The sequence below is a fragment of the Secundilactobacillus paracollinoides genome (genome assembly GCF_001702155.1).
Classification (GTDB): Bacteria; Bacillota; Bacilli; order Lactobacillales; family Lactobacillaceae; genus Secundilactobacillus; species Secundilactobacillus paracollinoides.
Window position 1 is genome coordinate 2,856,261 of record NZ_CP014912.1, and the last position, 26,099, is coordinate 2,882,359.

At 46.9% G+C, this 26,099-nt stretch carries 22 protein-coding genes; 6 read left to right on the top strand and 16 right to left on the bottom strand.

Annotated elements, in window-relative coordinates; all coding sequences use genetic code 11:
* Nucleotides 1-55: 55 nt before the first annotated feature.
* The 4 genes from asnS to AYR61_RS12510 all read right to left on the bottom strand — a co-directional run bounded on the left by asnS (nucleotide 56) and on the right by AYR61_RS12510 (nucleotide 6,130).
* Nucleotides 56-1,351 (bottom strand): asparagine--tRNA ligase, encoded by a 1,296-nt coding sequence (gene asnS, locus AYR61_RS12495; protein ID WP_056987704.1) that lies wholly within the window; start codon nucleotides 1,349-1,351, stop codon nucleotides 56-58.
* A 20-nt stretch (nucleotides 1,352-1,371) separates the two neighbouring features.
* Nucleotides 1,372-2,556 (bottom strand): pyridoxal phosphate-dependent aminotransferase, encoded by a 1,185-nt coding sequence (locus tag AYR61_RS12500; RefSeq protein WP_056987667.1) that lies wholly within the window; start codon nucleotides 2,554-2,556, stop codon nucleotides 1,372-1,374.
* A 138-nt stretch (nucleotides 2,557-2,694) separates the two neighbouring features.
* Entirely contained in the window at nucleotides 2,695-3,201 is a 507-nt protein-coding gene (locus AYR61_RS12505) for a cell wall elongation regulator TseB-like domain-containing protein (protein WP_065903277.1), read from the bottom strand.
* 103 nt (nucleotides 3,202-3,304) lie between these two features.
* Complete coding sequence (locus tag AYR61_RS12510) at nucleotides 3,305-6,130, bottom strand: helicase C-terminal domain-containing protein (protein ID WP_065903280.1); 2,826 nt, start codon at nucleotides 6,128-6,130, stop codon at nucleotides 3,305-3,307.
* Between the two features lie 692 nt (nucleotides 6,131-6,822).
* Here AYR61_RS12510 and mvk point away from each other — a divergent pair.
* Genes mvk through fni form a run of 4 tightly spaced genes read left to right on the top strand, consistent with a single transcriptional unit; the run spans nucleotide 6,823 to nucleotide 10,922 of the window.
* Nucleotides 6,823-7,794, top strand: coding sequence for a mevalonate kinase (gene mvk, locus AYR61_RS12515; RefSeq protein ID WP_065903283.1), 972 nt, complete (start codon nucleotides 6,823-6,825; stop codon nucleotides 7,792-7,794).
* Nucleotides 7,769-8,758, top strand: coding sequence for a diphosphomevalonate decarboxylase (gene mvaD, locus AYR61_RS12520; RefSeq protein ID WP_054707127.1), 990 nt, complete (start codon nucleotides 7,769-7,771; stop codon nucleotides 8,756-8,758). The genes mvk and mvaD overlap by 26 nt, the downstream gene beginning before the upstream one ends.
* Before the next feature lie 49 nt (nucleotides 8,759-8,807).
* The gene (locus tag AYR61_RS12525) at nucleotides 8,808-9,881 is read left to right on the top strand and encodes a phosphomevalonate kinase (RefSeq protein WP_065903942.1); all 1,074 of its coding nucleotides are present in this window, start codon (nucleotides 8,808-8,810) and stop codon (nucleotides 9,879-9,881) included.
* Nucleotides 9,882-9,884: 3 nt separating this feature from the next.
* Nucleotides 9,885-10,922 carry a type 2 isopentenyl-diphosphate Delta-isomerase gene (fni, locus tag AYR61_RS12530; RefSeq protein ID WP_065903286.1) on the top strand — a complete coding sequence of 346 codons (1,038 nt, stop codon included), beginning with the start codon at nucleotides 9,885-9,887 and terminating at the stop codon, nucleotides 10,920-10,922.
* Between the two features lie 189 nt (nucleotides 10,923-11,111).
* On the opposite strand, the gene AYR61_RS12535 is transcribed toward fni, so the two are convergent.
* Nucleotides 11,112-12,470 (bottom strand): RsmB/NOP family class I SAM-dependent RNA methyltransferase, encoded by a 1,359-nt coding sequence (locus tag AYR61_RS12535; protein WP_065903289.1) that lies wholly within the window; start codon nucleotides 12,468-12,470, stop codon nucleotides 11,112-11,114.
* Between the two features lie 146 nt (nucleotides 12,471-12,616).
* Here AYR61_RS12535 and AYR61_RS12540 point away from each other — a divergent pair, with 146 nt between their 5' ends.
* A complete protein-coding gene (locus AYR61_RS12540) occupies nucleotides 12,617-13,441 on the top strand; it encodes a Cof-type HAD-IIB family hydrolase (protein WP_054707124.1) in 825 nt (274 codons plus the stop codon).
* 131 nt (nucleotides 13,442-13,572) lie between these two features.
* Here AYR61_RS12540 and rfbB read toward each other — a convergent pair whose 3' ends face one another.
* The 4 genes from rfbB to AYR61_RS12560 all read right to left on the bottom strand — a co-directional run bounded on the left by rfbB (nucleotide 13,573) and on the right by AYR61_RS12560 (nucleotide 17,910).
* Nucleotides 13,573-14,544, bottom strand: a complete 972-nt coding sequence (gene rfbB / locus AYR61_RS12545; protein WP_056987663.1) for a dTDP-glucose 4,6-dehydratase — start codon at nucleotides 14,542-14,544, stop codon at nucleotides 13,573-13,575.
* A gap of 89 nt (nucleotides 14,545-14,633) precedes the next feature.
* The gene (gene glpK / locus AYR61_RS12550; protein WP_054707121.1) at nucleotides 14,634-16,145 is read right to left on the bottom strand and encodes a glycerol kinase GlpK; all 1,512 of its coding nucleotides are present in this window, start codon (nucleotides 16,143-16,145) and stop codon (nucleotides 14,634-14,636) included.
* Between the two features lie 619 nt (nucleotides 16,146-16,764).
* The gene (locus tag AYR61_RS12555) at nucleotides 16,765-16,953 is read right to left on the bottom strand and encodes a 2-hydroxymuconate tautomerase (protein WP_054707118.1); all 189 of its coding nucleotides are present in this window, start codon (nucleotides 16,951-16,953) and stop codon (nucleotides 16,765-16,767) included.
* A 60-nt stretch (nucleotides 16,954-17,013) separates the two neighbouring features.
* Nucleotides 17,014-17,910 (bottom strand): YitT family protein, encoded by an 897-nt coding sequence (locus AYR61_RS12560; protein ID WP_083215558.1) that lies wholly within the window; start codon nucleotides 17,908-17,910, stop codon nucleotides 17,014-17,016.
* Between the two features lie 138 nt (nucleotides 17,911-18,048).
* Between AYR61_RS12560 and AYR61_RS12565 the strand changes: the two genes are divergently transcribed.
* The gene (locus AYR61_RS12565) at nucleotides 18,049-19,521 is read left to right on the top strand and encodes a C69 family dipeptidase (protein WP_156770488.1); all 1,473 of its coding nucleotides are present in this window, start codon (nucleotides 18,049-18,051) and stop codon (nucleotides 19,519-19,521) included.
* 181 nt (nucleotides 19,522-19,702) lie between these two features.
* Here AYR61_RS12565 and AYR61_RS12570 read toward each other — a convergent pair whose 3' ends face one another.
* From AYR61_RS12570 to AYR61_RS12605, 7 genes are all read right to left on the bottom strand, one after another.
* Entirely contained in the window at nucleotides 19,703-22,804 is a 3,102-nt protein-coding gene (locus tag AYR61_RS12570) for a YfhO family protein (RefSeq protein ID WP_065903291.1), read from the bottom strand.
* A 232-nt stretch (nucleotides 22,805-23,036) separates the two neighbouring features.
* Entirely contained in the window at nucleotides 23,037-23,399 is a 363-nt protein-coding gene (rplS, locus tag AYR61_RS12575; RefSeq protein ID WP_054707329.1) for a 50S ribosomal protein L19, read from the bottom strand.
* A gap of 111 nt (nucleotides 23,400-23,510) precedes the next feature.
* Entirely contained in the window at nucleotides 23,511-24,269 is a 759-nt protein-coding gene (gene trmD / locus AYR61_RS12580) for a tRNA (guanosine(37)-N1)-methyltransferase TrmD (RefSeq protein WP_065903294.1), read from the bottom strand.
* Between the two features lie 2 nt (nucleotides 24,270-24,271).
* A complete protein-coding gene (rimM, locus tag AYR61_RS12585) occupies nucleotides 24,272-24,793 on the bottom strand; it encodes a ribosome maturation factor RimM (RefSeq protein ID WP_054707103.1) in 522 nt (173 codons plus the stop codon).
* Nucleotides 24,794-25,153: 360 nt separating this feature from the next.
* A complete protein-coding gene (locus tag AYR61_RS12595; protein WP_054707099.1) occupies nucleotides 25,154-25,411 on the bottom strand; it encodes a KH domain-containing protein in 258 nt (85 codons plus the stop codon).
* Between the two features lie 15 nt (nucleotides 25,412-25,426).
* Entirely contained in the window at nucleotides 25,427-25,702 is a 276-nt protein-coding gene (gene rpsP / locus AYR61_RS12600) for a 30S ribosomal protein S16 (protein ID WP_054707096.1), read from the bottom strand.
* A 90-nt stretch (nucleotides 25,703-25,792) separates the two neighbouring features.
* Nucleotides 25,793-26,080 carry a hypothetical protein gene (locus AYR61_RS12605; protein ID WP_065903299.1) on the bottom strand — a complete coding sequence of 96 codons (288 nt, stop codon included), beginning with the start codon at nucleotides 26,078-26,080 and terminating at the stop codon, nucleotides 25,793-25,795.
* Between the last annotated feature and the right edge of the window lie 19 nt (nucleotides 26,081-26,099).

A 26,099-nucleotide genomic window follows, 5' to 3' on the forward strand; every position in this document is an offset into this window, starting at 1 on the left:
GGCATTTCCGTCAGAGTTGGCTTACACTCCGCTTCCTACCGTTTTCCTCCACTCTCTACGGGTAGATCCGATTCAACAATCTTGGGAACGGAATGGTCTCACGGACGTGGTCTTCTCCTGTGATCCAGGTGAGGGCCCGTTCTAGGCCTAATCCAAATCCTGAGTGAGGCACACTGCCGTATTTTCTTAGATCTAAGTACCATTCATAGTCCTTTGGATCTAAGCCAGCTTTGACGATTTGGTCGTACAGGTAATCATAATCGGTTGCCCGTTCTGACCCCCCGATAATTTCTCCGTAGCCTTCTGGCGCTAACAAGTCGGCACAGATGACAACGTCATCCCGCGTTGGATGCGGCTTCATGTAGAATGGCTTGATGGCCTTTGGGTAGTTCAAAACGAACACTGGTTGGTCGAAATGGTCAGCCAAGAAGGTTTCTTCAGGTGACCCGAAATCAAAACCCCAATCCACGTCAAAGTCGTTTTCCTTTAACAGGTCGATGGCTTCATCGTAACTGATCCGCGGGTAAGGTAATTGCGTATAGCGTTTCAATGTTTCAACATCGCGATCCAAGGTCTTTAAGGCGCCGGCACAGTGATCGATGACGTTTTGAACCAAGAAGGCAATGTATTGTTCTTGAACCTCAAGACTTTGTTCCTGATGCATGAAGGCCATTTCGGGTTCGATCATCCAAAATTCAATCAAATGCCGACGTGTCTTTGACTTTTCAGCACGGAATGTTGGTCCAAACGAGAAGACCTTATCAAATGCTAAAGCACCCGCTTCTTCATACAGTTGACCTGATTGAGAAAGGTAAGCATCCCGATCAAAGTATTCCGTATGGAACAGGTCGGTCGTCCCTTCAGGCGCACTTCCCGTTAAAATTGGCGCATCGATCTTGGTAAAGCCATGGTCATTGAAGAATTGGTACGTTGCCCGAATAACTTCGTTTCTGATCGTCATAATCGCGTGCGGCCGACTTGAGCGTAACCAGAGATGACGGTGGTCCATCAAGAAGTCAACACCGTGTTCCTTTGGCGTGATCGGATAATCGTGACTTTCACCAACCACTTCAATCGTTTCAACTTCAATTTCATACCCAAACTTTGACCGCGCATCTTCGTGAATGACACCTGTAATCCACATGCTGGTTTCTTGTTTAATTTCCTTGGCCATCTCAAAAACAGCCTCGTCGACGTTCTTCTTTAAAACAACGCCTTGGAAAAATTCGGTTCCGTCCCGTAATTGCAGGAAGGCAATCTTCCCACTTGATCGTTTGTTGGTCAGCCATACGCCAATTTTGACTTTTTCATTGACGTGGTCTTTTGCGTCGATAATGTTAATTTGTTGCACCAATGTGTTTTCCTCCAGAACTATTGAATGTTTTGGTTCATAAACTTGCTTAAGCGGTCAACCGCCTTTTTAAGGGAAGCTAAATCCGTGGCATAACTGATCCGTAGATGATTATCCACACCAAACGCGTTGCCGTCAACCAGCGCCACGTGGGCTTCGTCCAAAATACGCGCCACAAATTCAGCTGTGCTCTGAATACCAGTCAGTTTTAAGGCTTCAGAAATATCTGGGAATAAGTAGAACGCCCCCTGCGGTTTAACGGCCATGTTAAAGCCGGGCAGTGCATTTGCAAGCGGATAAATGGTGTTCAACCGTTCCTCGAATGCATCGTGCATTTTCTCAACGGCACTTTGATCACCCTGCAACGCAGCTAAAAATGCATACTGACTCACAGCGGTTGGATTCCCCGTAGCGTGGGATAAAAACGCACTGAGCTGCTTGATCACTGAATCAGGGGCAATCACATACCCCATTCGCCAACCAGTCATAGAGTACGTTTTTGAAGCCCCATTGATGACGATTAAATTATCACTCAAGTGGTCGTCTAACTGGGCAATTGAAGTAAAGGTGGCACCGTTATAGGTGAGCTTGCCATAAATATCATCCGTTACAACGATCACATCGTTAGCGTCAGCCCAGGCCTTTAGGGCAATCAATTCCGCTTTATCATAAATGACACCAGTGGGATTTTGCGGGCTATTCAAAACGAGGGCACGGGTCTTAGCCGTTAGTTTCTCATCTAACTGTGCGGGGGTTACCTTAAAGGTCTCTCCCGTTGCGACCGGCACGGAGACGCCATCCGCCAACTTGATCTGTTCTGAGTAGCTGACCCAGTATGGATCAGGTAAGAGCACCTCGTCACCGGGATCAAGAATGGTTTGGAAAGTGGCGTACAGTGCCATTTTCGCACCTGTGGTCACCGCGACGTTGGTTGCAGTCAGATCCAACCCATATGCAGTATTCGTTGTATCAGCAACTGCCTGACGCAGTGGCATTAACCCTGCTGCCGGGGTGTAAAAGCTTGCCTTGCCAGTATTGATGGCATTAATGGCGGCGTCTTCGATGACTCTTGGGGTTTCAAAATCGGGTTCACCGATTCCCAAATTAATGACATCGATTCCGTCAGCAATCATCTGCTTAGCTTGCGCAGAAGTTTTCATTGTCGCTGATGGCTGAATCTGTAAGCTTCTCTTTGATAAGTGCAAGAAAAACGCCTCCTAAAGGTGTGTGAGTATGTTAACGCGCTGCAAGTGTTCCATGAACCATGTTACCGCATTTTATGAAGACACAAAAGCCAGTTCTCAAAAAAACTTGGGAGCTGACTTTTTTGCCACGTAAACCAGTTAAATATTTTCGATCAGTTGCAGCAGTTTACCGCTCTTAAAACTCAGGGTCTCGTAACACAACTGCCCCTTTTTATTCATGTAGCTCACGATCCATGCCGATTTACCGTTAAAGACACTCAGGGCTGCTGATAATACCTTCTTAGGGTTGCGCTGCGACCAAACCTTGCTGAGGACTTGGTTTCGCGTCAATCCGTCAGATTGTTGCATGACCCGCAGTTGGGCGCCCTTTTGCGGGACTAGCACATAAATGACCTTATTTTGTTTATTGGTCCCCGCAACGGTGTAGTAGGTCTTATTCAAATTAGTCCAATAGAAAGCCGACTCTTTTTTGAGACCCGCGTATTTTTCCGCCATTGAAATCGATTGTGACCGTACTTTGTTGATCGGCGCTGTCGCGTGATGATACCCCCACAATGTCCCAATGATCAAGATCACAATAATGACTAAAATCGAGCTTAACACGCGACGGCCCCGTCGACGGCGTCCCAATTGTTCTCTTCTCATGTTAAAACTCCTTTATTACATGGCCAGCGCCAAGGAACCTACTGGCCTGTGATGCGTCTAATTGTGCCGTTTTCGGCCTAATATTTAAAATTATAGCAGACTATCACGATTTGTGGCGTCCTGTTTGGTGAATCTTAAAAAATTGTGCTAAATCGTTCGTAATTACCGGCATATCTGCGGCAAGAACCGGCAACGATTCAGGGAGCGTCTTCATAATGGTCTGTCCGTAGTGGCGATTGACAAGCCGACTATCGAGAACGACCACGGCGCCGTAGTCAGAACGCGTCCGAATCAAGCGTCCGATACCCTGACGTAGTCGTAACGTTGCCTTGGGGAGTGAGAGATTATAAAACGGATTCTTCCCCTCGGACTTCAGTTGTGCAAACTGCACCTGGGTCTCTAAGCGGTCCGGTGAATCAAATGGCAGCCGGGCAATGACTAACACCTGCAGTTTTTCCTGAGGCAGATCGATGCCTTCCCAAAAACTGGCAGCCCCGAGGAGCACGGCATTGTCTTCATCCATGAAGCGTTTGATCAACTTTTCCTTACCACCAGAAACACCCTGGGCCAGCAACAACCGTGTCACGCGGTAACTGCCAGTAGTAAGTTGCTGGTAGACCTGTTGGATCATCTCAAGCGAGTTAAATAAGATCAGCGTTGGCCGGTTCGCGGCCCGTAACAGACCGCGAATCGCCCCAACGATATAGTCGGTATATGCGGCATCGTTCTTAATATCTGGAGCGTCTTTACTGATGTATAGCTTGGCCTGTTTTTCAAAGTTAAAATCGGATTTCAGGCGACGCACCTTAACGTTTTCCCGGTCTAAATCAAGCTGATCGTAAAGATACTGCGACCGGTTAGAGGAGAACAAGGTTGCCCCCGTGAACAACGGTGCTTGAAAGTTGCTATAGACCTGGCGTGACAAGAAGCCCTTCACCGACATGAGACTGGACGCCATAATGACGTGTTCAAGATCCTGACTGACCGTTACCCAGTAAAGGTAGGCGCCCCGGCCGTCACTGACCATGGTCGGTTGTTTTTGAATGGTGACAAGTCGTTGCCAATTATCAAACGCCGTCATCAGGTTGTTCGCAAAGCCGCTAAAGTGCTCGTTATCGCTTGGCAACCACTTTGCTGCCTGACTCTCGAACCGTTGAGACAGGGTCGTCAGCAACGTTTTCATCTTTTCGGCGAGGATGTTCAGTTGGTCAAACAACCCCTGATGGTCCTCACTAAACGCTTGCCATTCATCTGCATCCAGCGCCACTTCTTTATACGGTTGCTTGATTTTGCCTAACTTCGACTGCACCGTTTTTAACAAGTAGTCACTTAACGCCGTCAACTGGCGGTCAAATTCAACCAGCCACGCGCGCATAGTCGCAAAATCCCTGGTAAACGCTGGCTCATGTAACGCGGTGACCACCCCGTACTTATTATCAGGATCTAGTTGATCTAACTGGTGATGCACCAGGTTCAGCGTCACTTGAAAATCGAATTTCTGTCGGTTCGTTCGCAACGCATAGTCTGCTAAATGTTGTGCCTCATCAACGACCAGATACGGCTTACTTAAGTGGGCACCAAAGTAAGTCGCGTACTGGACCAAAAACGCGTGGTTAATAATGATAAATTGCGCATACGGTAGACGCGCATAAAGGCGGTGCAGAAAATCATTTTCGTAAAACGGCGACTGATCTGTCACTGTTTCCAGTCCTTCATGACGTACTTCGTCGAGATATGGCGGGTCATTTCGGAAATGTAACTCATCTAAATCACCGGTCACTGTTTGCGTTAACCAGACAAGCAGCCGCAACTTGATCAGTTGGGATTGTTTTGACCGTTCTGGATGCTTTAACGATGTCATGAAACGATTGAGATCTAAATAGTGTTGTTTCCCCTTTACGACGACCGCGTTAATATTAAACGGCAAAATATCATTTAATAGCGGCAAAGTCTGGTTCATGAGCTGCGATTGTAAGAGCACAGTATCCGTTGCAATAACAACTTGGTGGTCTTCATGACGTGCTAAATAAGCCAGCGGTAACGTGTAGCCCAGACTCTTACCGGTACCGGTCGGCGCTTCAATAATTAATGGCTGGTTCTGCGTTTTAGGCACCGTATACTGGCGGTAGATCAAATTCATCATCTTGGCCTGATCTGTGCGCCACTCCAAGTACTTTGGATAAAGTTTCAGCTTACTTTTCTTCGTCCGCGGAAACGTATACTCATGGTCATCAGTTTCATTTAATACCTTGTTTTTGCGCAACGCTAACCCGTTAGTGACGATCAGATCATCAGCTAGTGACTCGTGACGTTTTCGTGCATCGTGTAGAGCCCAGTCAAACAATTTTGCGGTCTGTTGCGGCAGGTCTGCATTGACGGCGACCATTTGTTGCAGGGTGACGATCGGTAACGACGTCAAACGCTTTAAAAGAACGATCAATAGTTTGGCGGTCACCAAAGCATCGTCATCTGCAGAGTGCGGATGATCGTGTTGAATGCTCAGGTAGCTGCTCAGGTCATGAAGCCGATAACTGTCCACCGTTGGCAGAAGAATCTGACTCAACGTGACCGTATCAATCGCTTCGATCGGTAACACGGGATACCCCACTCGTTCGAGTTCAGCATTCACGAAGGGAAAATCAAAGTTAACGTTGTGCGCAACAAAAACGGTGCCACTGAGGAGGCTATAAATCGTTCCAGCAACGTCGTCAAACAGCGGTGCGTGTTTAACCTGCTCATCCGTGATACCCGTTAAGGCCTTAATGGGTTCTGGAATTGATTGTTGCGGATTAACATCCGTTGCAAACTTATTAATAATTTGGCCGTTTTGAACTAAAACAGCGCCAAATTGGATAATGCGATTACCATCGGCCACGTTTGTCCCCGTGGTTTCAATATCAACGATGGCATAAATTGTATTAGTATCCATAGTTTTATTCACCAAATCTTTTCATTACTTGCCCTAAACATCATACTACATTCCGTCATAAAAGTGGTGAGAGAGTGGAGCAAACCGGTTAAAGACTGGAGCAGATACGGACGATGTTAGGTCATACCGGGTCTGGATTGCCTAACGTGTCCGTATCTGTGCAAGTCTTTGGTTTGCGAAATTCGTTTTGGCGTGGTGGCCTGGAAGCGGCCTGGTTATTTGTTTCTAAGACTTCTATGAATCGTTCATGGTGGCTATTTTTCACTTGTGTTTTGAGTTGAATAACCACTGATAGATCATGAATAATGATATTGTTAGCATTACTTTAATTCTTGATTAGTTGCTAGGTGTTGAAATTACTATTGCTGATAATTGGAATTGCTGATAATTGGAATTAATTTGATTTTAATGCTATGTCGAAACGTGCAATTCTTTCTTGGTTACCAAGCCGAAACGCGCTCCTGAAAGCAGAAGGTTGCACGCAACTGGACACTACCACAAATTCCAAAACCAGGAATTTATGGCAGCGTCCAGTTGCGCTCCACCTTCTAACCGCTTTCTTCCGCGCTCTTTAATTTTTCCTAATGATTGCATTCTAGCGTTTATCCCCAAAAAAGAGTATGATACAGTGTGTTTGCGTACTTTGAGGAAGAAAAACGCGATTAAATTTACCATTGAAAGGGGTCGTCACGTTGCCTATTTCGGCTACTGGCACAAGTCATGCCAAAATTATCTTAATCGGTGAACACAGCGTGGTGTATCACCAACCCGCTATTGCGCTGCCCTTGCCTGCTGTTAAAACCACCGTTACCATTACGGAACGTAGTGGGAACCAGCAGTGGCTGATCAGCCGCTACTTTTCTGGCAACCGCAGTGATGCGCCCATTCAACTTAATGGTATCAACCATCTGTTAGATGTCCTGCTTGCGCGTTTCAACCAGCAGCAAGCAGGCTTTACCCTTGAAATTAGAAGCCAACTACCTGCTGAACGGGGCATGGGGTCATCTGCCGCCACAGCGGTTGCGACTATTCGAGCACTCTATGCTTATTTAAAGGTGCCACTCACCCACGAACAGCTCCTGTCAGACGCTGATATTTCTGAACACATTATTCACGGCAATCCAAGCGGCCTAGATGTCGCAACTGCCAGTGCATCAGCACCAGTCTGGTTCGTTACTGGGGAAACACCTAAATCATTGCCGTTTCATCTTGGCGGGTACATGGTCATTGCCGATAGCGGCATTTATGGGCAAACTGGGTCAGCTGTCGCGAGTGTGGGCAAGATTCTTAAACGGCACCCACGGCGCGCTAAGAAGCTCATTGCCGAACTTGGCCGTCTCACAAAAGATGCTAAGGACGCTCTGGGGCACAATGCAATTCAAAAATCAGGTACCATTTTAGACGCTGCACAGGTACAATTAAAGGCGTTAGGTGTCAGCCACCCGACCCTTGATAAGTTAATTCAAATTGCCAAGACCAACGGCGCATTAGGCGCAAAATTGACCGGTGGCGGCATGGGTGGCTGCATGATCTGTCTCGTTGAAGACATCCACGTTGCCCAACGCGTGAAGCAAGCACTCAGTGATGCCGGCGCAACCGCAACTTGGGTTCAACCACTATTAAGTGAGGAATTAGCTGATGAAACCGACAACGTTACCCGTTAAAGCACGGGCACACACAAACATTGCTCTGGTAAAATACTGGGGCAAAAAAGACGAAGACCTCATTATTCCACAAAATTCAAGTCTCTCGTTAACACTTGATCAATTTTATACGGATACTGCTGTCCAATTTAGGGACGAATTGGCGGCTGATCAAATCACGTTTAATGGGCGCACCTTAACTGGTGATGCCCAGCGGAAGATCAGCCGCTTTTTAAATGTGGTTCGGGATCTTGCTGGCATTACTGAATTTGCTAGCGTAGAAACGACGAACCACGTCCCCACTGCTGCGGGACTTGCTTCTTCAGCTTCAGGCTTCGCAGCACTGGCTGGTGCAGCAAGTCGGGCAGCTGGATTGCAATTAGCACCCCGTGACCTGTCACGGCTTGCACGCCGCGGCTCTGGATCGGCAACTCGTTCGATTTTTGGCGGGTTTGCGGCCTGGCAAATGGGGCACAATGACGAAGACTCTTATGGCTATCCCATCGCTGAAAACGTTAATTGGGACATTGCCGTCGTGGCGGTGGTTCTAACTACAGCTGCTAAAAAGATCTCTAGTCGCCAAGGCATGCGGGCGGCCGTTAAGACATCGCCGTACTACCCTGCCTGGGTTCAAACTGCAACCCAAGATTTCGAAACAGTTCGCAAGGCAATTAACGACAAGGACTTTGAGACACTTGGTCACGTGAGTGAGGAAAATGCCATGCGCATGCATGCGCTCAATCTTAGTGCCGACCCAAGCTTTACATACTTTAACGCTGATACGCTGCGCGCCATGGCCATTATTACTGACCTGCGAGCAGCTGGTTATCCGTGTTATTTTACGATCGATGCGGGTCCCAATATTAAGGTGTTGTGTCAAAAACTGGCTGTTGAAAAGGTGGTCAGCAGTCTTCAATCGGCCTTCGGTGAAGATGCTGTTTTAGTGGTCCACCCTGGTCCTGGCTTGACCTTTATCACCGATTAGCGCACCATCAACTTAACTAAAGTGTAACTGACGAAAGGACATGATGTTTTTGATTTCTGTGAAAGCCCCAGGTAAACTCTATATTGCTGGCGAATATGCCGTTGTGGAAACAGGTTCCCCCGCAATTATTGTCGCCCTGGATCAATTTGTCACGGTCAGCATTCAAACGGCTGACCAAATCGGCAGTATTGTGTCCGCACAGTATCAAGAAAATTCGATTTACTGGCGGCGTGAAGACGGGGAAATGGTGTTTGATAACCGTGATAATCCCTTCCACTACATTTTGTCCGCCATTAAAGTGACTGAAGATTACGCAAAAATTTTGAAACAGCCTTTAGGCATCTACCACCTCACCGTTGAAAGTGATCTGGACAGTTCTGACGGTCGCAAATACGGGTTAGGCTCTTCCGCCGCTGTGACGGTTGCGACCATTAAAGCCCTCTGTAAGTTTTATCACTTACCCGTTGATCACAATCGGTTATTTAAATTAGCAGCGATTGCACACTTTGATGTTCAGGGTAACGGCTCATTGGGTGATATTGCGGCCAGTGTGTATGGCGGCTGGATCGCCTACCACTCCTTTGACCGCGAGTGGTTAAAATTGGCGCGGAAAACGTACTCGTTTGCCGACCTCTTAGACCAAAAATGGCCGGGCCTTGAGGTTGAATTATTGACCCCACCAGAAAACTTAAAACTGCTTGTCGGTTGGACCGGATCACCTGCCTCGACCTCGCATCTCGTTGACCGAGTTGCCCTGAATAAGGCCAAACAGCACGCAGATTACCAAGCCTTTTTAACGAATAGTCAGGCTTGTTTGAACCGCATGGTCGATGAATTTAGACACCAGGATCTTGCAGCAATTCAACGAGAATTGACCATGAACCGCCGTATTTTAAACGAACTGGATAGTTTTACGCACGTCCATATTGAAACGCCGTTGTTAAAGACACTCTGTGACCTTGCTGAAGCCCACGGCGGCGCTGCGAAAACGTCCGGTGCCGGTGGTGGTGACTGCGGAATCGCACTGATCGATAAGGCCAAAGATATCGATGCCTTGATTGCTGATTGGCAAGCGCATCACGTCACACCATTAGCGTTTAACGTCCACACTGTAGAGGAATAGCGAATGACTTCCAAACAATCACATCGTAAAGATGAACACGTGTCGCTTGCAGAAAAGTTTTATCAGCAACCCGATGACCAGGGGTTTAAACAAGTGCGCCTGATTCATGAGAGCTTGCCTGAACTGGCACTAACTGATATCAACACCCAGGTTAAACTGGGCACCTTTCAATTGCCATTTCCTGTCATGATCGAAGCAATGACGGGCGGCAGTGAGCGTACTGGTCGGCTAAATGACCTGTTAAGTCAGCTTGCTAAGGCGGTTAACCTGCCCATGGCAGTCGGGTCGCAAAGTGTTGCCATTCGTGAACCGGAACTCGCTGCAACCTTCAGTGTTGCGCGTCTCAATGATCCGGTTGGCATTCTTTTTGCCAACATGGGCGCTAATCATAGCCTAAAAGCCGCCAAGACGGCGATTGACATGATTCAAGCAAACGCCCTTCAACTCCACATTAATGCCGCACAAGAGACGGTCATGCCAGAGGGCGACCAAGATTTTCGCTGGCTCAAAAACATTCAACAGCTTGTGGCAGACCTCAATGTGCCGGTTATTGTTAAGGAAGTTGGATTTGGCATGACTGCTGAAACGGTCCAGCAACTTATGAGCGTTGGCGTGCAGGCAGTCGATATTAGCGGCCGTGGCGGGACTGATTTTGCGAAAATTGAAAACTTTCGTCGTGGTGATAAGGATATGGCCTACCTCGCTGACTGGGGACTCACTACCGTTGAATCCCTTTTGGAAATGCGACGATTGAAAACGAAGCCGGTGATCATTGCAAGCGGCGGTATCAAGACGCCTTTAGATGCCATTAAAGCGCTTGTTTTAGGCGCCGACTGTGTGGCGATGGCAGGCGAAGTGCTGCACCATCTGATTCAAACTGACTTAGATGCCACAATCGTTTGGTTCCAAGAATGGTTACAACAGTTCAAACAACTGATGTTGCTGGTTGGTGCAAAAAATGTTGGTGCTTTGACACAAGTGCCGGTGGTTTTTGACCAACCGCTTGTGGACTATATGCAGCAGCGTGGCATTGAGATTTGAATTTTAAATTGTTATATACAAAAAGCCAATGCTGCGGGCATTGGCTTTTTTGGTTTCTAATGTTTTCTGATTAGGTAGTTGGATGGAAGTAAATCATTTTTGACAAAAATCTAAATTTACCAATTCTGATCGAGTAGAGTGCGTTATCGCCCTTCTCTGTTATATTGCCGAAACGCGTTCCTCCACGCTCTACACCTTGAACCTCAACCCCTTCGGAAAGAAATTCTTCACAGTATTACCAACAACCTTCGCAAACACGATCGGCTGATCTTCACAGACCAGTCTTACCCACCCCTTTTTGATTGGGAGGTCATCACGCTTGAAGATATCGCCGTGAACGACCAGCTGCCATTCCTCTGGTGTAATTTCTAGTTTCTGCTTAATTTCTTCCGGTTTCAAGGCTAATCCAAGCGCGTAGCTGGGTTCTATCCTGCCCTTCTTCAATGTCCCTAAGTGCAAGCCAGGACGCACGACACGCAATTTTTCGAGGCGTGGCATATGGTCTGGCATGTAGTACAGCTGTTCACCAAACGTTAAGAGCCGCTTACTCTCATATTGAAATGCTGGTGACAAAGTTTCAGCAACAAATTGCTTAAAAAGCAAACTTTCTTCTTTACTCGTATGCGACGTTTCAGTTCTGACTTTTTGTTCTGCAACAAGTGGCGCATTCAGGCGTAATTTCGCTACAAAGTGTCCTTCGCCCTTCATCAAATGCGGAAACAGGCGTGCAGTTCCCGCTAAGTCAGGGTTCCCGTCAGCCCAATTTGGCCGACCATCAACAATGCCGGCTGGTTTATCGATCGGCACAATCTCAAATTGCGGGTACGTTTCCAGCAGCCACGCAATAATCTGTTCGTCTTCCTCCGGCGCAAACGTGCAGGTGGAATACACAAGTTCACCGCCAGGCTTGATCGTTTTAACCGCTTCAGCTAAAATCATGCGTTGGCGTTCTGTGCAAGCCTTCGGGTAGTCCAGCGACCAGTATGATATGGCTTCGGGATCCTTTCGAAACATCCCTTCACCAGAACAGGGCACATCAACCACTATCTTGTCAAAGTAGGCCGGAAAATGTTTGGCAATCACTTCAGGCGTTTCATTCAAAACCAGCGTGTTCGTTAACCCAAACCGCTCAACATTTTCAGATAATACTTTTGCGCGTTTTGGCATAATCTCGTTGCTGACGAGTAAGCCAGTATTGTTTAAAAAGCTGCCCAAATGCGTTGTTTTCCCACCAGGGGCAGCCGACAGGTCTAACACACGGTCGCCTTCAACGGGATGGGCTGTTTCGCCAACGAACATGGCACTTGGTTCCTGACTATACACAGCACCCGATTGATGCGCAACCGTATGACCGGTTACTTTGCCGTAGTAGCCCCATTTTGTATATGGCACTGGTTGTGATAGGTCCACGTTTTTTGGCAAGGATGCCCGCAATGGGTTGATTCGAAACCCACTATACTCAGGTTGGTCAAAGCTCGCCAAAAATGCTGGGGCTTCGTCACCTAAAAGCTGGGTATATTTTTTAATGAAATCTTCTGGTAAATTCACGGTATGACTCCAATCTCTATTTAATCATTCTGGAAAAGTATACGACATTTCTAGCCTGAACGCCACTGAAGGTGCCGTCAGATGACCTCTAGACCATTCTATGGTATAGTGAGCAGGATAAACTCAAAAGAACTGGATGTGTTGATTTGAAACGAAAGTTAATTGCGCTTGACCTTGATGGGACAACGTTAAACAACGATGCTGCCCTCTCACCGACAACGATCAAAACGATTCAACAGGTTGCTGCCGCGGGCCACATCGTCAGTATTGTGACCGGTCGACCGAACCGGATCTCGCAGCAATTTTATGATCAGCTGGGTCTAAAAACACCGATGATCAATTTCAACGGCTCGCTGGGTCATTTGCCTCACAAACATTGGGATAAGGAGTACCAGTACACTTTTAATCGCGAAATTGTATTTGATCTCATGCAGCATCAGCGTGAATTTGACGTTGAAGCCATGGCTGCTGAAGGCAAAACACTCTTTTTAGCAAACCAAACTAAGTCGCTGGTATATGGCTTTTTCCCGTCTGCACTCACCAAGCAGCAGGTGCTCACCCGCCAATCATTACAACAAAATCCAACTAGCCTCACCATTGCTTTAAAACGCGACGCTCAGCCTCGATTTATTGCGTACGTGCACGAACACTATGGCGATCAGGTCGATGTAAATTCTTGGGGCGGTCCAAACAGCGTCATTGAAATGGGCGCCAAGGGCATTCAAAAAGCTGTTGGTGTAGAGTTTCTTGCGCACCTCTATGATATTAAGCGTGAGGACGTTATTGCTTTTGGTGATGAACAGAATGACAACGATATGATCGAATACGCAGGTACTGGTGTTGCCATGAAAAACGCAACCGCGCATTTAAAAGCGATTGCGAATGATGAAACAGCATACACGAACGAGGAGGACGGCTTAGCCGACTATTTGCAAAAGGCCTTTCATCTTGAAAAGACGGTTACAGCGTAAGGCGACATTAAAAACAAGGCCAGTCAGAAATGGATACTTTCTGACTGGCCTTGTTTTTGTATTATACAGCAAACGTCAGAACAGGATGTAGATGAGTCATTTCATTCGGTTTGATTGCTGTGTTAACCAGCTTATTGATTTAACGGCGTCCACCATTCCAAATGGTTTTTGTACCATACAACTGTCTGTTTAATTGCATCTGAGAACGTTACTGTGGGTCGCCATCCTAATTGTTGATTAATTTTATCAGTTGCAATAGCGTACCGCAGATCATGTCCGGGCCGGTCGTTGACATACTGAATCAAGCCTTTATCTGCATGTGTAAGTTGACAGATTTCTGACACGATCTCATTATTCGTCAGTTCCTCGTGAGCCGCAATGTTATAAATATCACCAGAATGCCCCGAACGCAACACAAGGTCGAGTGCTCGGCAATTGTCTAATACAAAAAGCCAGTCTCTGATGTTTTCCCCCGTCCCGTAAATTGGCAGTGGGTGTTTTAAAAGCGCTTGACTAATCATTTTAGGAATCAATTTTTCAACGTTTTGATACGGGCCATAGTTATTTGCCGATCGGGTGATGACCGCATTGACATCGTAGGTGCGACAATACGCGTGAACCATTAGATCAGCAGCTGCCTTTGAAGCAGCATAGGGACTGCTTGGTGCTAACGGTGCCGATTCAGAGACGGGACATTGCGCAAGTGGTATATCGCCATAGACCTCATCAGTTGAAACTTGCAGCAGCCGGAGTGCTGGTCGTTTTTGTAAGATCTGCAGTAAACTCATGACCCCCTGCACATTACTGTGATAAAACACCGACGCGTCTTCGATACTACGGTCAACGTGTGATTCCGCTGCAAAATTGATGATGTGCGTAATCCCGTACTGGTCAATTAATTTTCTTAAGTCGTCTGTTTGGGTAATGTCTAGCTTGATAAACGTATAGCGTGAATCGTCCTGAATATCAGCCAGCGATGCCAAATTGGCGGCGTAGGTCAACTTATCAACGTTTAAGAGTGTAATGTCGTCATATTTTTTTAAAACGTAGTGAATAAAATTGCTGCCAATAAATCCGGCACCACCAGTGACTAAAAGCCGCAAATGATCATCTCCTTATGTCTTTTCTTCTGACTCAAACAAAAACCGGCATTCGCGTGAACGCCGGTTATCGCTAGATCTGAGTAAAACTGTTACAGTGTTTCATTAGGTTTAAAAAGCTGCGTCGCCTTTACGGCTGCTTGCCAGCCTTGATAGCATTGGTGGCGAGCATCCTCATCCATTTGCGGATCAAAGGTACTGCCGATCTGATGCATGTTTTTAATTTCGTCCATACTATCCCAGAACCCTACAGCCAGCCCTGCTAAGTAAGCAGCGCCTAACGCGGTCGTTTCAGCAATTGCTGCGCGTTGAATGTGGGTATTTAAAATATCTGCTTGGAACTGCATTAAGAAATCATTATTAGCGGCCCCACCGTCAACGCTGAGCGTCTTAATATCGATTCCGGTATTAGCACTCATGGTATCGACAACATCGCGTGTCTGGTACGCAATGGCTTCCAGTGTGGCGCGGATAAATTGTTCACGGGTCGTCCCGCGGGTAAGGCCAAAGACTGCACCACGTACTTCTTGATCCCAGTACGGTGCACCAAGCCCTGTGAAGGCCGGAACGACATACACATCGCCGGTTGTTTTTGCGTCAACGGCCATCTTCTCGGACTCTGAGGCATGCTCAAACAACCGCATCCCATCACGCAGCCATTGAACAGCTGAACCCGCAACGAAAATACTTCCTTCGAGCGCATATGTGATCTCACCATTGACGCCGTACGCAATCGTGGTTAACAAGCCTTTATCTGACAAGGTTGGTTCGGTCCCAGTGTTCATCACAATGAACGCCCCAGTCCCGTAAGTGTTTTTAACCGATCCTTTATCGTAAGCAGTTTGCCCAAATAAGGCCGCCTGCTGGTCCCCAGCAATGCCGGCAATGGGTACCTGAAGACCGAAGAAGGTGTATCCGGCTGTATAGCCATAGATTTCTGATGACGAGTGGACTTCCGGCAGCAAGCTTGCAGGAATGTTCAATAAATCAAGAATCTCTTCATCCCATTTAAGATCGTGAATGTTAAAAAGCATTGTCCGGCTGGCATTCGTATAGTCAGTGGCATGGATTCGACCACCGCTAAGTTTCCAAAGGATCCACGTGTCAATTGTCCCAAACAGTAACTCGCCCTTTTCCGCGCGTTCACGGACACCGGGAACGTTATCTAGGATCCACATGATTTTAGTTGCGGAAAAGTAAGAATCGATAACCAGACCGGTTTTTTGGTGAATCAGGTCCGCGTAGCCCTTTTCCTTAAGAGCATCAGCAATATCACTGGTTTGCTTCGATTGCCAAACTACTGCGTGATAGACTGGTTCGCCAGTTTGTTTATCCCAAACAATCGTGGTTTCCCGTTGGTTAGTGATTCCAATGCCGCGAACTTTATAAGGTTGGACTTTAGCGTTGATGACAGCGTCAGAGACAACAGACTGAACTGCGCTCCAAATTTCGGTTGCGTCATGTTCAACCCAGCCCGGCTTTGGAAAATACTGGTGAAATTCACGCTGCGCCTGCCCCACAATTTTCCCATCACGATTAAACAGAATCGCCCTAGTACTCGTGGTTCCTTCGTCGATTGCCATTATGTACTGTTCGTCATTCATGTTAGCCGTCTCCATTCATTCAATCATTTATAATCTGCGTTTTGAAACTGTATCTTTCCCTAGTATACCTAATAAAAGCGGTTACGCCAATTAAAAAACGTTAAAATAAAAACAAGAGTGTGGAAGAAGGCGCTTAAGGGGCAGCCATGTAACGGACTCTGATGGAAATGCCCGAACTTGGCATTTCCATCAGAGTCCGTTACATGGCCGCCCCTTGCCTTCTGGAACACGTTTCGGCAATATAGGTGAGTACCACTATCCTGGCAGAAATGCCCGAACTTGGTATTTCCGTCAGAGCCCGTTACATGGCCTCCCGTTGCCTGGAACACGTTTCGACTGAGAGGCCCAGAAGGAATCAGGTAAAAATTCTGGAAATTAAGAGACGTTATTTAGGAGAGAAGCCCACTTATACAAAGAGTAACCCACTGTTTCTCAATATAATAATACATAAAAATAAGGTAAAGAGACTTAGTTCCCGCTCTCCTGTCCTCGAGCCGAAACGTGCGCCACAAACCAGATAGCTACCACAGAAGGGCACTAATTAATAAAATCCAAACCCGGGATTTCATTGATTAGTGCCCTTCTGTTCCGCTATCTAAACGGTTTGTTCTGCACTCTACTACTTTTCATCACTCTTCAAAACGCCACCAACACTATACCGGTTGGTTGCCATTTCGCTTAAGATGACGTGGACGTGTTCTGCTGGTGCACCAGTGTTCTTTGAAACGGCGTCAGTAACGTCCTTAACAAGGTTTTTAAGTTGTTCTTGTGAACGACCTGCGATGAGGTCAATGTGTACAATTGGCATTTTTTAAAACGCTCCTTCTTAGTTAATTGCTCAAAATTATACTCGGTTTTTCATTAAATTTCAATGAGTGGATTGATTTCGTACTTTTAGTTGTTCTGTCTCATCGTAGAAGTTCCCTTCAATGTCAATTGTATTGACCAAGTTGACGAAGGACTGCGGATCAACTGACTTAACAACGTGTTCTAATTCGTACAGTTCATAACGCGAAATGACAACCATCAGGACTGACCCTGGGCGCCGTTTGTAGGACCCTTCACCTGGCATGATCGTGATACCGCGAATCAGCGTGTCGTGCAAGCCATCAATGACCTCATTTGTCTTGGTCGTCACGATAAAGGCAGTGAGCTTTTGGTGCCGAGTATGAATGGCGTCCACAACCCGTGACATTGCGTAAATCGAGATGATCGTATACAGAGCGTTTTCCCAGCCAAATTTGGTTCCTGCAATCAGCACGATGACAGAATTCGTGACCATCATTAAGGTGCCGATCGTTTTCCCCGTTGTTTTTTCCAGCACCACAGCCACGATGTCCATTCCACCGGTGGAAAAGCCATACTTCAAAGGATAGGCAACACCAATTCCAGTTAAGATACCACCGAACAGTGCACTCAGTAACGGGTTGTGCCCCGCAACACTTTGAATGGGCATGACAATTGCTAAAAATGACGTCAGAAACGAGGTTAAAAAGCTATAGATCGTAAACCCGCGGCCAATTTTTGCCCACCCTAAAATGCCAATCGGAATGTTAAACAGCAGGATCAGCCACCCAGTATTGACGGTCAGGTGAAACACATTTTTGAGTAACAGAGATAAAATTTGTGACACCCCATTGATCCCGGCACTGAAAATGTTCCCTGGAATCAAAAAGGCGTTCAGCGCAAAGGCACTGATGAGGGATGAGCCCACCATCAACGCTACTTTAAGCGCAAGATCTTTCTGGTCAATTTTTAATTGCATCTGCAGGTCCACCCTTCTTTTTTAACGAATAACATAAGGTACTATTTATACCATAAATCCCGCCACTGTACTACCGTTTTGCCGGTTAAATTTGCATGAGCAGGTTCACGGCGTGTTAATGTTTATTTGCCAAGGTTAATGATAGAATACAGGTATCAATACGAGTTTATTGGAGGGATTATTGTGCAATCTGAACCATTCTCAGCATGTACCAGTATCTTGATCGGTAAAAACGCGACAGTTGACGGCTCTGTAATCATTGGCCGAAACGAAGATTCACGTCCGGCGTGGCCAAAGAACTTTGTGGTCCATCCGGCTGTGACGCACGACGACTCACAAGTATTCACTTCCCAGGATAACGCCTTTTCAATGCCGCTGCCAACGCAGGCAGCCAAGTATACGGCAACGCCTGAGTGGACCACTAAATATGGATTGTTTGAAGAAGACGGCATTAACGAATATGGCGTTGCGATGAGTGCGACTGAAAGTACTTACGCAAACGCGCGCGTTTTAGCAGCTGATCCGCTTGTCAAAGACGGCATTGGTGAAGAGGCCATGATTACGGTCACACTCCCCTATATCAAATCAGCACGCGAAGGTGTGAAACGTCTCGGCACGATTGTCGCGACCTATGGTACTGATGAATCAAACGGCATTCTGTTTGCTGACCAAAATGAAGCGTGGTATTTCGAGACCGGCTCCGGCCACTACTGGGTCGCCCAGCGAATTCCAGATGATAGTTACGCCGTGATTGCCAACCAAATGGCCATTCAAGAAATTGATTTCGCTGATCCTGACAACTTCATGTGGCACCCTGGCATCCAGAAATTCGTTTCAAATTATGCGCTAAATCCTGTTCGTCAGGGGTTCAACTTCCGGAAAATTTTTGGCACCGCAAACCAGATGGATACCTACTATAACCTACCACGGGTCTGGTATGGACAAAAAATGTTCAACCCTGAAATCAGTCAGGCTGTCAACAGCTATGACCTACCATTCTTGCGGCAAGCAACCAATCTTTTATCAGTCGATGATGCTAAGACTTTCTTAAGTTCTCACTACCAAGGCACCGCCTACGATCCTATCGGCAGCGGCAGCCCAGAAGACCGTAAACGATTCCGACCCGTTAGCCTTGCAACGACTCAGGAATCCCATGTTCTGCAATTGAGACAATTCGCGCAACCAGAATTAGCAGGCATCCATTGGCTGGCTATGGGCGTCGCAGCGCAAAGCGTCTACGTGCCCTTCTATGCGGGCATCCTATCTACGCCAGCCGCCTATCAAACAAGTGATAAGGTCTCTTATCAACCAGATTCTGCCTATTGGGTCTATAAACAGGCTGGTGTTATGGTCGATAGCCACTACCACGAATTTGGCGGCCTATTATCTGACGTGCAAAAGGACTTAAACCAGCAGTTTGGCCAAGCGGTTATTGAAGCTGATCACGTTGGTCAAGACTTAGATGGTGTTGAATTAGCTGCATACCTCACCAAAGTCAGCACCGCGCAAGCCGAATTAGGGCTTAAACGCTATCGTGACTTAACAGCTGATTTGATCACGAAGGCCACTGGTCTGTCACCACTTAGGTACAAACAAGATCTAAACTTATAAGCGTCAAAAAGCGCCGAGCACATTGTAACATGTGTTCGGCGCTTTAATTTGCGTAGGTGCTTGGTTTGATTTTTAATTAATAGGTTAAAGTAACTTTTTATTCCAAACTAAGTTTCTCAAAATAAAATAGTGCCGCACCCCATTTTCGTGGGCTAAGCAGCACTATTTTGTAAACTCGAAGCTAATGCCGTTTTCTCTGGTTATCAGGTCGGCGTTTTCGTAAAATCACTAACACTGTTTCAGCAAGGAAGATGCCAATAAAGATCACCCCGCCAATGCGGGTTAGCCACTTCCCAACAGCGAGCCCTGGTGTTTCATACGTTAGCTTGATGCGGTGCGTGCCACCCTTGACACTAGCGCCCACAAACCCTGTATTGACCTTCTGGGTTGGCGTTGCCTTCCCATCCACTGTCAGATGCCAGCCTGTTGAATACGGAATCGACGTGGTCAAAATGGCATTTTGTTTCGTGGTTGAAACCCCACTGACCGTGTTATTTGTCACTTTCAGCTTCTTTAAGCCCTGGTTCTGCAAGCGATGAATCTTGGTCTCATATGACCGATTAAACGGCACAGCGACCAATTTCACGCTCTTGAAGCTAATACTATCCTCACCTGAGAAGCAAATGTTGATCAATCGGCGGGCAACCTTTCTTGAAGAATAGCCAAGGTTGATCGTGGCGCTGCCCTTCTGTTCATAATCAGACATGTTGTTGTAGCCCAGCTGAATCAGATTATTACTGCTGGTCGATGTGTTCATGCTCATCAGGTAACCGCCAAACGACGGGTGATTCAAAACGTACCGCCAGTGCGTGACTTTCAAGGCCGGTGTCGTTGGTTCATCCAACAAGGTTAACCGGTTTGACAACTGCGTCAGTTTCGATTGGGTCGTTGTTTGATTGATCTTGATACCCTTAATTTGCAGATACAGCTCAGAGTTTCGATAGCGTTGCGGATTTTTAATTTCCAGCTGATAAGCCTGATGGTTGCCGGCAACATCACTGGTCACCTTCTTCAGGCCGTTAGCATTCTCAGCGTTATTTTTAGTGACCATGGCAGCATTTTCAGTCAGCAGTTTGTTGACCCGTTTGGAAACGTGACCGAGTTTGGCGGACTTTGCGAAATACTTGACCAATTGCGCATCAGAATACTTATTAACATCTAGGTGATCTACCCGTAAATCGTTATTCTTAGTCAAACGATACCGAATGAGTTGCGCCAAGGTCGTGATTGGTTCACTTAGCGACTTCACCGTGTAACTCATAGGTTTCGAGGCTGACGTCGCCTTGGTCGTTTTAACACCGGCAACTTGATGATCGACCTTGGCCCCAGTCAGCAGCGCCTGTTCCTTGTCGTTACCAGATAGTTTATTGTATGAGCTGCTGTTCAGCTGACGCGTTTGCATGTAGGCCAGCGGCAGTGCATTCTGGTTCTTCAACAAGACGGTGCTGGAGTGATTTTCCAGCTTATAGACAGTTCGGTTAGAAAACTTCACCATCTTGCCCTGTTTATTGCGCACAAGTTTAAACCCATACGGGAACGATCGTCTCAGAGCCACGTCATCACGCCGTGCAAAAACGTACTTTACACCCAGAAGATTGAGCATCGTTGTGCGGTTGTTGGCGTCACTTGTCGGGTCATTCATTGTTTGTTGGTTATTATCCAATTGTTTATTAAAATTGTTGACTGCCCCGTTTTGGACGGAGAAATACGATTCAATCGTATGTGTCCCCAACAGCATCGGGATGTTGTTTCCGGCCGTGTCCAGGATGTCATAGTTACTCATCATGGACGTTCGGTAGAAGGACTTATCATATTTTTTAAGGAACTTATCTGCGCCATCAAAGAAATTCTTCGCCCAGCTGGTTGCACTCCCCGTTGGAATTTCATTATAAGCAACCGACGCGTTGAAGTTCGTACTATAAAAACTGGTGCCAATTGCGATCGCATTTAAACCGACCAACGCCAGCAGCATCGTTTTAAACGGCAATCCGTTCATCGACCGCATATAGCCATAGGAAAGGATCACCATGAAAATGAAGAGACACCCATAACTTAGATAGTGGCTCGGCCGCAGCAGGAAAGTAAAGCCGTTTCCAACGAACAGTAGGATCAAAAAACCGGTTGCAGCAATGATAAACCATTTGAAATCCTTAGTGGTCAGCGACTCCAAACTGTCCGTAAAACTGGCAACCGCTAACGCTAATGGTAAACTTGCCAGTAACAGCCAGCGGTTAGATGGCGTGCTCATCACATTCATAAAGGCGGCAAAGGCTGGAACTAAGACGCCTAACGCAATTAGAATCAAGGTCACATTAAGTGCAATGTGGTCTTTAAAGTGCCTAAACGTCCACACGACGGCAACAAATGAAAGCGCCCCAGTCCCAATGACGTCCCAGTAATACATGGTCCCAGTGGTATTAAATAGCGCGTTGGGCAGGTTGAGATAGTAGACCAGTGGATATAAACTCAACCCGTTCGCAAAGGTCGCGCTGCCCGTCCGAGACGATGACATCATCGCCAGTAACGTCGGCAACAGGATCACGCTCGCCACAGCTAACGCTAAGGCAACGGTTGCCGCAAAATATCCAAGTGATTTGGGAAATGACCGGACAAGTTCGCCACGTCGTTTTAAATCGGCATAGCGGGCTATCGCAAAGACCAGTGCGCCTAATCCCAACAAGTACGAGAAATAAATATTGCAGATCAAAACGAGTGCTGTAAAGCCGGTCAGCCAAAGAAATGACTTCCCCTGATAGATTTTATCAACACCCAAACACAACAGCGGGAAGAAAAATGGCGCCAGTAAGAAGAATGGGTGGTGGAAGCTCACGTAGAAGGTGAACCCGTTAAACGTGTAAATAAGTGCCCCCAACAGTGAGCCAGCACGCTTGAACCGCAGTTGCCTGGCCAGTGCCAGAAATGACAACCCGACCGCATACAGCCGAACGATCGTCAGCAGTTGGTACCCCAGCTCGATCTTGTCCGCTGGGAATAAAGCAATCAGATAAGCAAACGGATCGCCGACCACGTAATAGGCAAAACTTGTCATTTGATCAGCGCCAAGCCCCAGATTCCACGACCAGCTAAATAACGATTGGTGAACGGTTCCGTGAAGAATACCGTAAAATTCCTTTAAAATTGGAAAGTGTTGGGCAATCCCATCAACACGCCAAATATTCGTTAATCCCTCAAATCGCAGTAACCCAAACGTTGCGGTGATGACCACCGCAAACGCCACCGAGTAAATCAGCCAAACTGGGATCTTAAATGATCGTTTTTCCATCAGTTCTCCCGCCTTTTCAATAAATCACACTTTTTGTCAGAATTATGCCATCTTCCATTATGCCACGAATCTCCCTTTTGTCCTTAAAACCCGGTTAAGATGGCCGATTCTTAAGAATAAAAACAGGGTTTCGTCACATTTTTAGCACTTAGATTCAGTCTTTGCCAACAAAAAAGCACTCAAAGTCAGCTTAGCGCTAACCCCAAGTGCTTCATTTTTGCCAGATGTCGAACTAGTTACGAGGACGACGTGATTCTGGAATACGAGCTGCCTTACCATGCAATGCACGTAAGTAGTAAAGCTTAGCACGACGGACACGACCGTAACGTACAACTTCAACTTCAGCGACTCGTGGTGAGTGAACTGGGAACGTCCGCTCAACACCGACACCGTTGGTGATCTTACGAACAGTGTACATTGCTTGGATGCCGGTACCGTGACGCTTGATAACGACCCCTTCAAACAATTGGATACGTTCGCGAGTGCCTTCAACAACCTTGGCGTGAACACGAATGGTGTCCCCAGGACGGAAGTTAGGAATGTCGGTACGTAATTGATCTGCGTTGATCTTTTCGATTAATTGATTTTGACGCATGAATATCTTTCCCTTCGCCAACATTCATTCTCTTCTCGACAGCGGAATGTTGTTAATGTGGCTTTCAACAGCCAATAACTAGACTATCATATCTCAAGACTTGAGTAAACCCTAATCTGCATTTTCATCCAATTCAAGTTGAATGTCGCGCAACAAGTGCTGCTGTTTGGCAGTTAACTGTAACTTATCCAACAGGTCTGGACGCCGTTCCAACGTCCGTTTTAGCGATTGTGCTTCGCGCCAATCATCGATTTTTTGATGATCACCGCTGATCAGGACATCGGGGACTTTCATCCCGCGAAACTCCGCCGGCCGCGTGTATTGCGGGTATTCGAGCAGTCCGGTTGAAAAGGAATCGCCAGGAGCTGAGGCCTCGTTACCAAGCACACCAGGCAGCAGTCGGGTAATGGCATCAATCATCACCATTGCCGGTAATTCACCGCCAGTAAGCACATAATCACCCATTGAGACCTCGTCCGTCACAAGGGTCCGAATGCGTTCATCATAGCCCTCATAGTGGCCGCAGATGAACGTCAAATGGTCCTCGCGCGAAAAGTCTTCCGCCACCCTTTGGGTAAACGGAACACCTGCTGGATTCATTAAAATGACCCGCCCCGACGGAATCCCGGCCTCACTTGCCGTTTTCTGGGTTGCAGCGAAGGCGTCAAATAGCGGTTGCGCCTGCAACAACATACCAGCACCGCCACCAAATGGATAGTCGTCAACGTTGCCATGCTTGTTGGTCGAATACTGCCGAAAATCGGTCACTTCTAACGTTAACTGGTCGCGTTCCAGGGCCTTGCCAACAATTGAATCATGTAATGGCCCACTGAACATGTTTGGAAAGAGACTTAACACATCGATCCGCATGGTTACTCTAACCCCTCCATTAATTCGACGACGACTTGGTTTTTGTCTAATTCAACGCGTTTAACGACCTGATCGATGACCGGCAGCAGCAGATCATCTTTTTCCGGTCGCGCAACGACCCACACGTCGTTTGCCCCAGGCGCCAAAATTTCCTTAATTTCGCCCAAGTGCTCGCCATCTTCAGTCACAACAGCTAACCCGATGATCTGATGGTAGTAGTACTGTCCATCATCCAGGTCGCTGTCAGAGAGGTTATCGTCTGAAACCTTTAACGTTGTCCCCTTTAGTGGCAACACTTCGTTAATGTCAGCAACCCCCTCTAATGTGATCAGCATAAAGCCTTTGTGCTGGCGCGAGCTGGCAATGGTGATCGTCTGTTTCGGCTTTTGATCCGACTCCTTTTTAAAAACAGCTAACTGACTGCCCTTTTTGAATCGCTGGTCAGGAAAGTCTGTCGTGGTGACAACTTTTAGTTCGCCGCGAATGCCGTGGGTGTTTACGATGGTGCCTACTTTATAGTACATGCGGTCACTGCCTTTCTGGTTTTAATTTTTAGTTTATAGGTTTGATTTTGTATTGGATAGTCAATTTTATTTTGGGTTTTAACTGGTTATTTTTATATTGCTGAAACATGTTCAGCAAGGCAGAGGGCTCCTGCCTAAGCCAACTCTGACAAAAATTCCAAGCCCAGGAATTTCTGTTTTGCTTACTCGCTTCTTTTGCCGAAACGTGTTCAGCAAGGCAAGGGGCGGCCATGTAACGGACTCTGGCAAAAATACCAAGTTCAGGCATTTCTGCCAGAGTCCGTTACATTCTGCCCCTTAACCGCCTTGCTTCACACTCTTACAAAAAAAGCCTCCAAAAGAAGCAGTCTCAAAACCACTTCATTCAGGAGCCTTTGATTCGTCGTTAATGACTAAACGAACACGCTTTGGGCCTTTGACCCGCACGCTATATACAATCGTCCGGATGGCTGAGGCCACGTGGCCGCGCTTTCCGATCACCCGACCGATATCGTCACCAGCCACCGTTAGATGGAATTCGTAAAAACGATCTGTTTCTACCTCTTCGATACTAATGGCGTCCGGGTTCTCAACTAGTGGTGTGACAATTGTTTTAATGAGTTGTTTAAAGTCGGTCATTACTGATCACTTCGCTTATTTCTTTGAAAACTTAGCTTCGTGGAACTTCTTCATGATACCGGCGTTCGAAAGGATGTTCCGAACAGTATCTGAAGGTTGGGCACCATTGTTCAACCAGTTCATGATTGATTCTTCTTCAAGTTCAACCTTGGCTGGTTCAGCAAGTGGGTTGTAAGTCCCAACTTTTTCGATAAAACGACCGTCACGAGGGCTCCGTGAGTCCGCAACAACGATACGGTAGAATGGGCGCTTCTTTGAACCCATCCGCTTTAAACGAATCTTAACTGACATGCATTGACACCTCCTGTAATTCTTTCAACGATAAATAATATACCAGTAAATAAGAGGGTTGTAAAGGTTTTTTTCTTTACACCCTTAAATCTATTTGAATTTTTGGGTTAACCACTGCTGTGACGCGGTTGTAATGGCACGTTGATGGTGATTTAAAAACGCCATTACAGAACCATAGTCAGCCAAATCGAGCGTAAGTGGCACCAGCTGAGCACGTTGTAACGCTTGTGCAAACTGCAGATCTTGAACCGTGATCAGTTCACTCATGAGCGGGTTACTTGTATCGACTGACTGCCAATCATCCGCTAGTAGTTTTCTCGCACGCTGATAACGTGCATCATGCTGAATCACACTACGACAATCCGCTGCTGAAAGCATGTTTACTCCTCCTTTGTGG

What these genes read in the sequence shown, in the direction of transcription:
- AYR61_RS12570 (WP_065903291.1), bottom strand. Translation starts at nt 22,804, where the DNA reads ATGGAAAAACGATCATTTAAGATCCCAGTTTGGCTGATTTACTCGGTG.
- AYR61_RS12565 (WP_156770488.1), top strand. Translation starts at nt 18,049, where the DNA reads ATGATAGAATACAGGTATCAATACGAGTTTATTGGAGGGATTATTGTG.
- AYR61_RS12605 (WP_065903299.1), bottom strand. Translation starts at nt 26,080, where the DNA reads ATGCTTTCAGCAGCGGATTGTCGTAGTGTGATTCAGCATGATGCACGT.
- AYR61_RS12560 (WP_083215558.1), bottom strand. Translation starts at nt 17,910, where the DNA reads ATGCAATTAAAAATTGACCAGAAAGATCTTGCGCTTAAAGTAGCGTTG.
- glpK (WP_054707121.1), bottom strand. Translation starts at nt 16,145, where the DNA reads ATGAATGACGAACAGTACATAATGGCAATCGACGAAGGAACCACGAGT.
- rpsP (WP_054707096.1), bottom strand. Translation starts at nt 25,702, where the DNA reads ATGTCAGTTAAGATTCGTTTAAAGCGGATGGGTTCAAAGAAGCGCCCA.
- rimM (WP_054707103.1), bottom strand. Translation starts at nt 24,793, where the DNA reads ATGTACTATAAAGTAGGCACCATCGTAAACACCCACGGCATTCGCGGC.
- rplS (WP_054707329.1), bottom strand. Translation starts at nt 23,399, where the DNA reads ATGCGTCAAAATCAATTAATCGAAAAGATCAACGCAGATCAATTACGT.
- trmD (WP_065903294.1), bottom strand. Translation starts at nt 24,269, where the DNA reads ATGCGGATCGATGTGTTAAGTCTCTTTCCAAACATGTTCAGTGGGCCA.
- fni (WP_065903286.1), top strand. Translation starts at nt 9,885, where the DNA reads ATGACTTCCAAACAATCACATCGTAAAGATGAACACGTGTCGCTTGCA.
- AYR61_RS12555 (WP_054707118.1), bottom strand. Translation starts at nt 16,953, where the DNA reads ATGCCAATTGTACACATTGACCTCATCGCAGGTCGTTCACAAGAACAA.
- AYR61_RS12505 (WP_065903277.1), bottom strand. Translation starts at nt 3,201, where the DNA reads ATGAGAAGAGAACAATTGGGACGCCGTCGACGGGGCCGTCGCGTGTTA.
- mvaD (WP_054707127.1), top strand. Translation starts at nt 7,769, where the DNA reads ATGAAACCGACAACGTTACCCGTTAAAGCACGGGCACACACAAACATT.
- AYR61_RS12595 (WP_054707099.1), bottom strand. Translation starts at nt 25,411, where the DNA reads ATGACCGACTTTAAACAACTCATTAAAACAATTGTCACACCACTAGTT.
- AYR61_RS12510 (WP_065903280.1), bottom strand. Translation starts at nt 6,130, where the DNA reads ATGGATACTAATACAATTTATGCCATCGTTGATATTGAAACCACGGGG.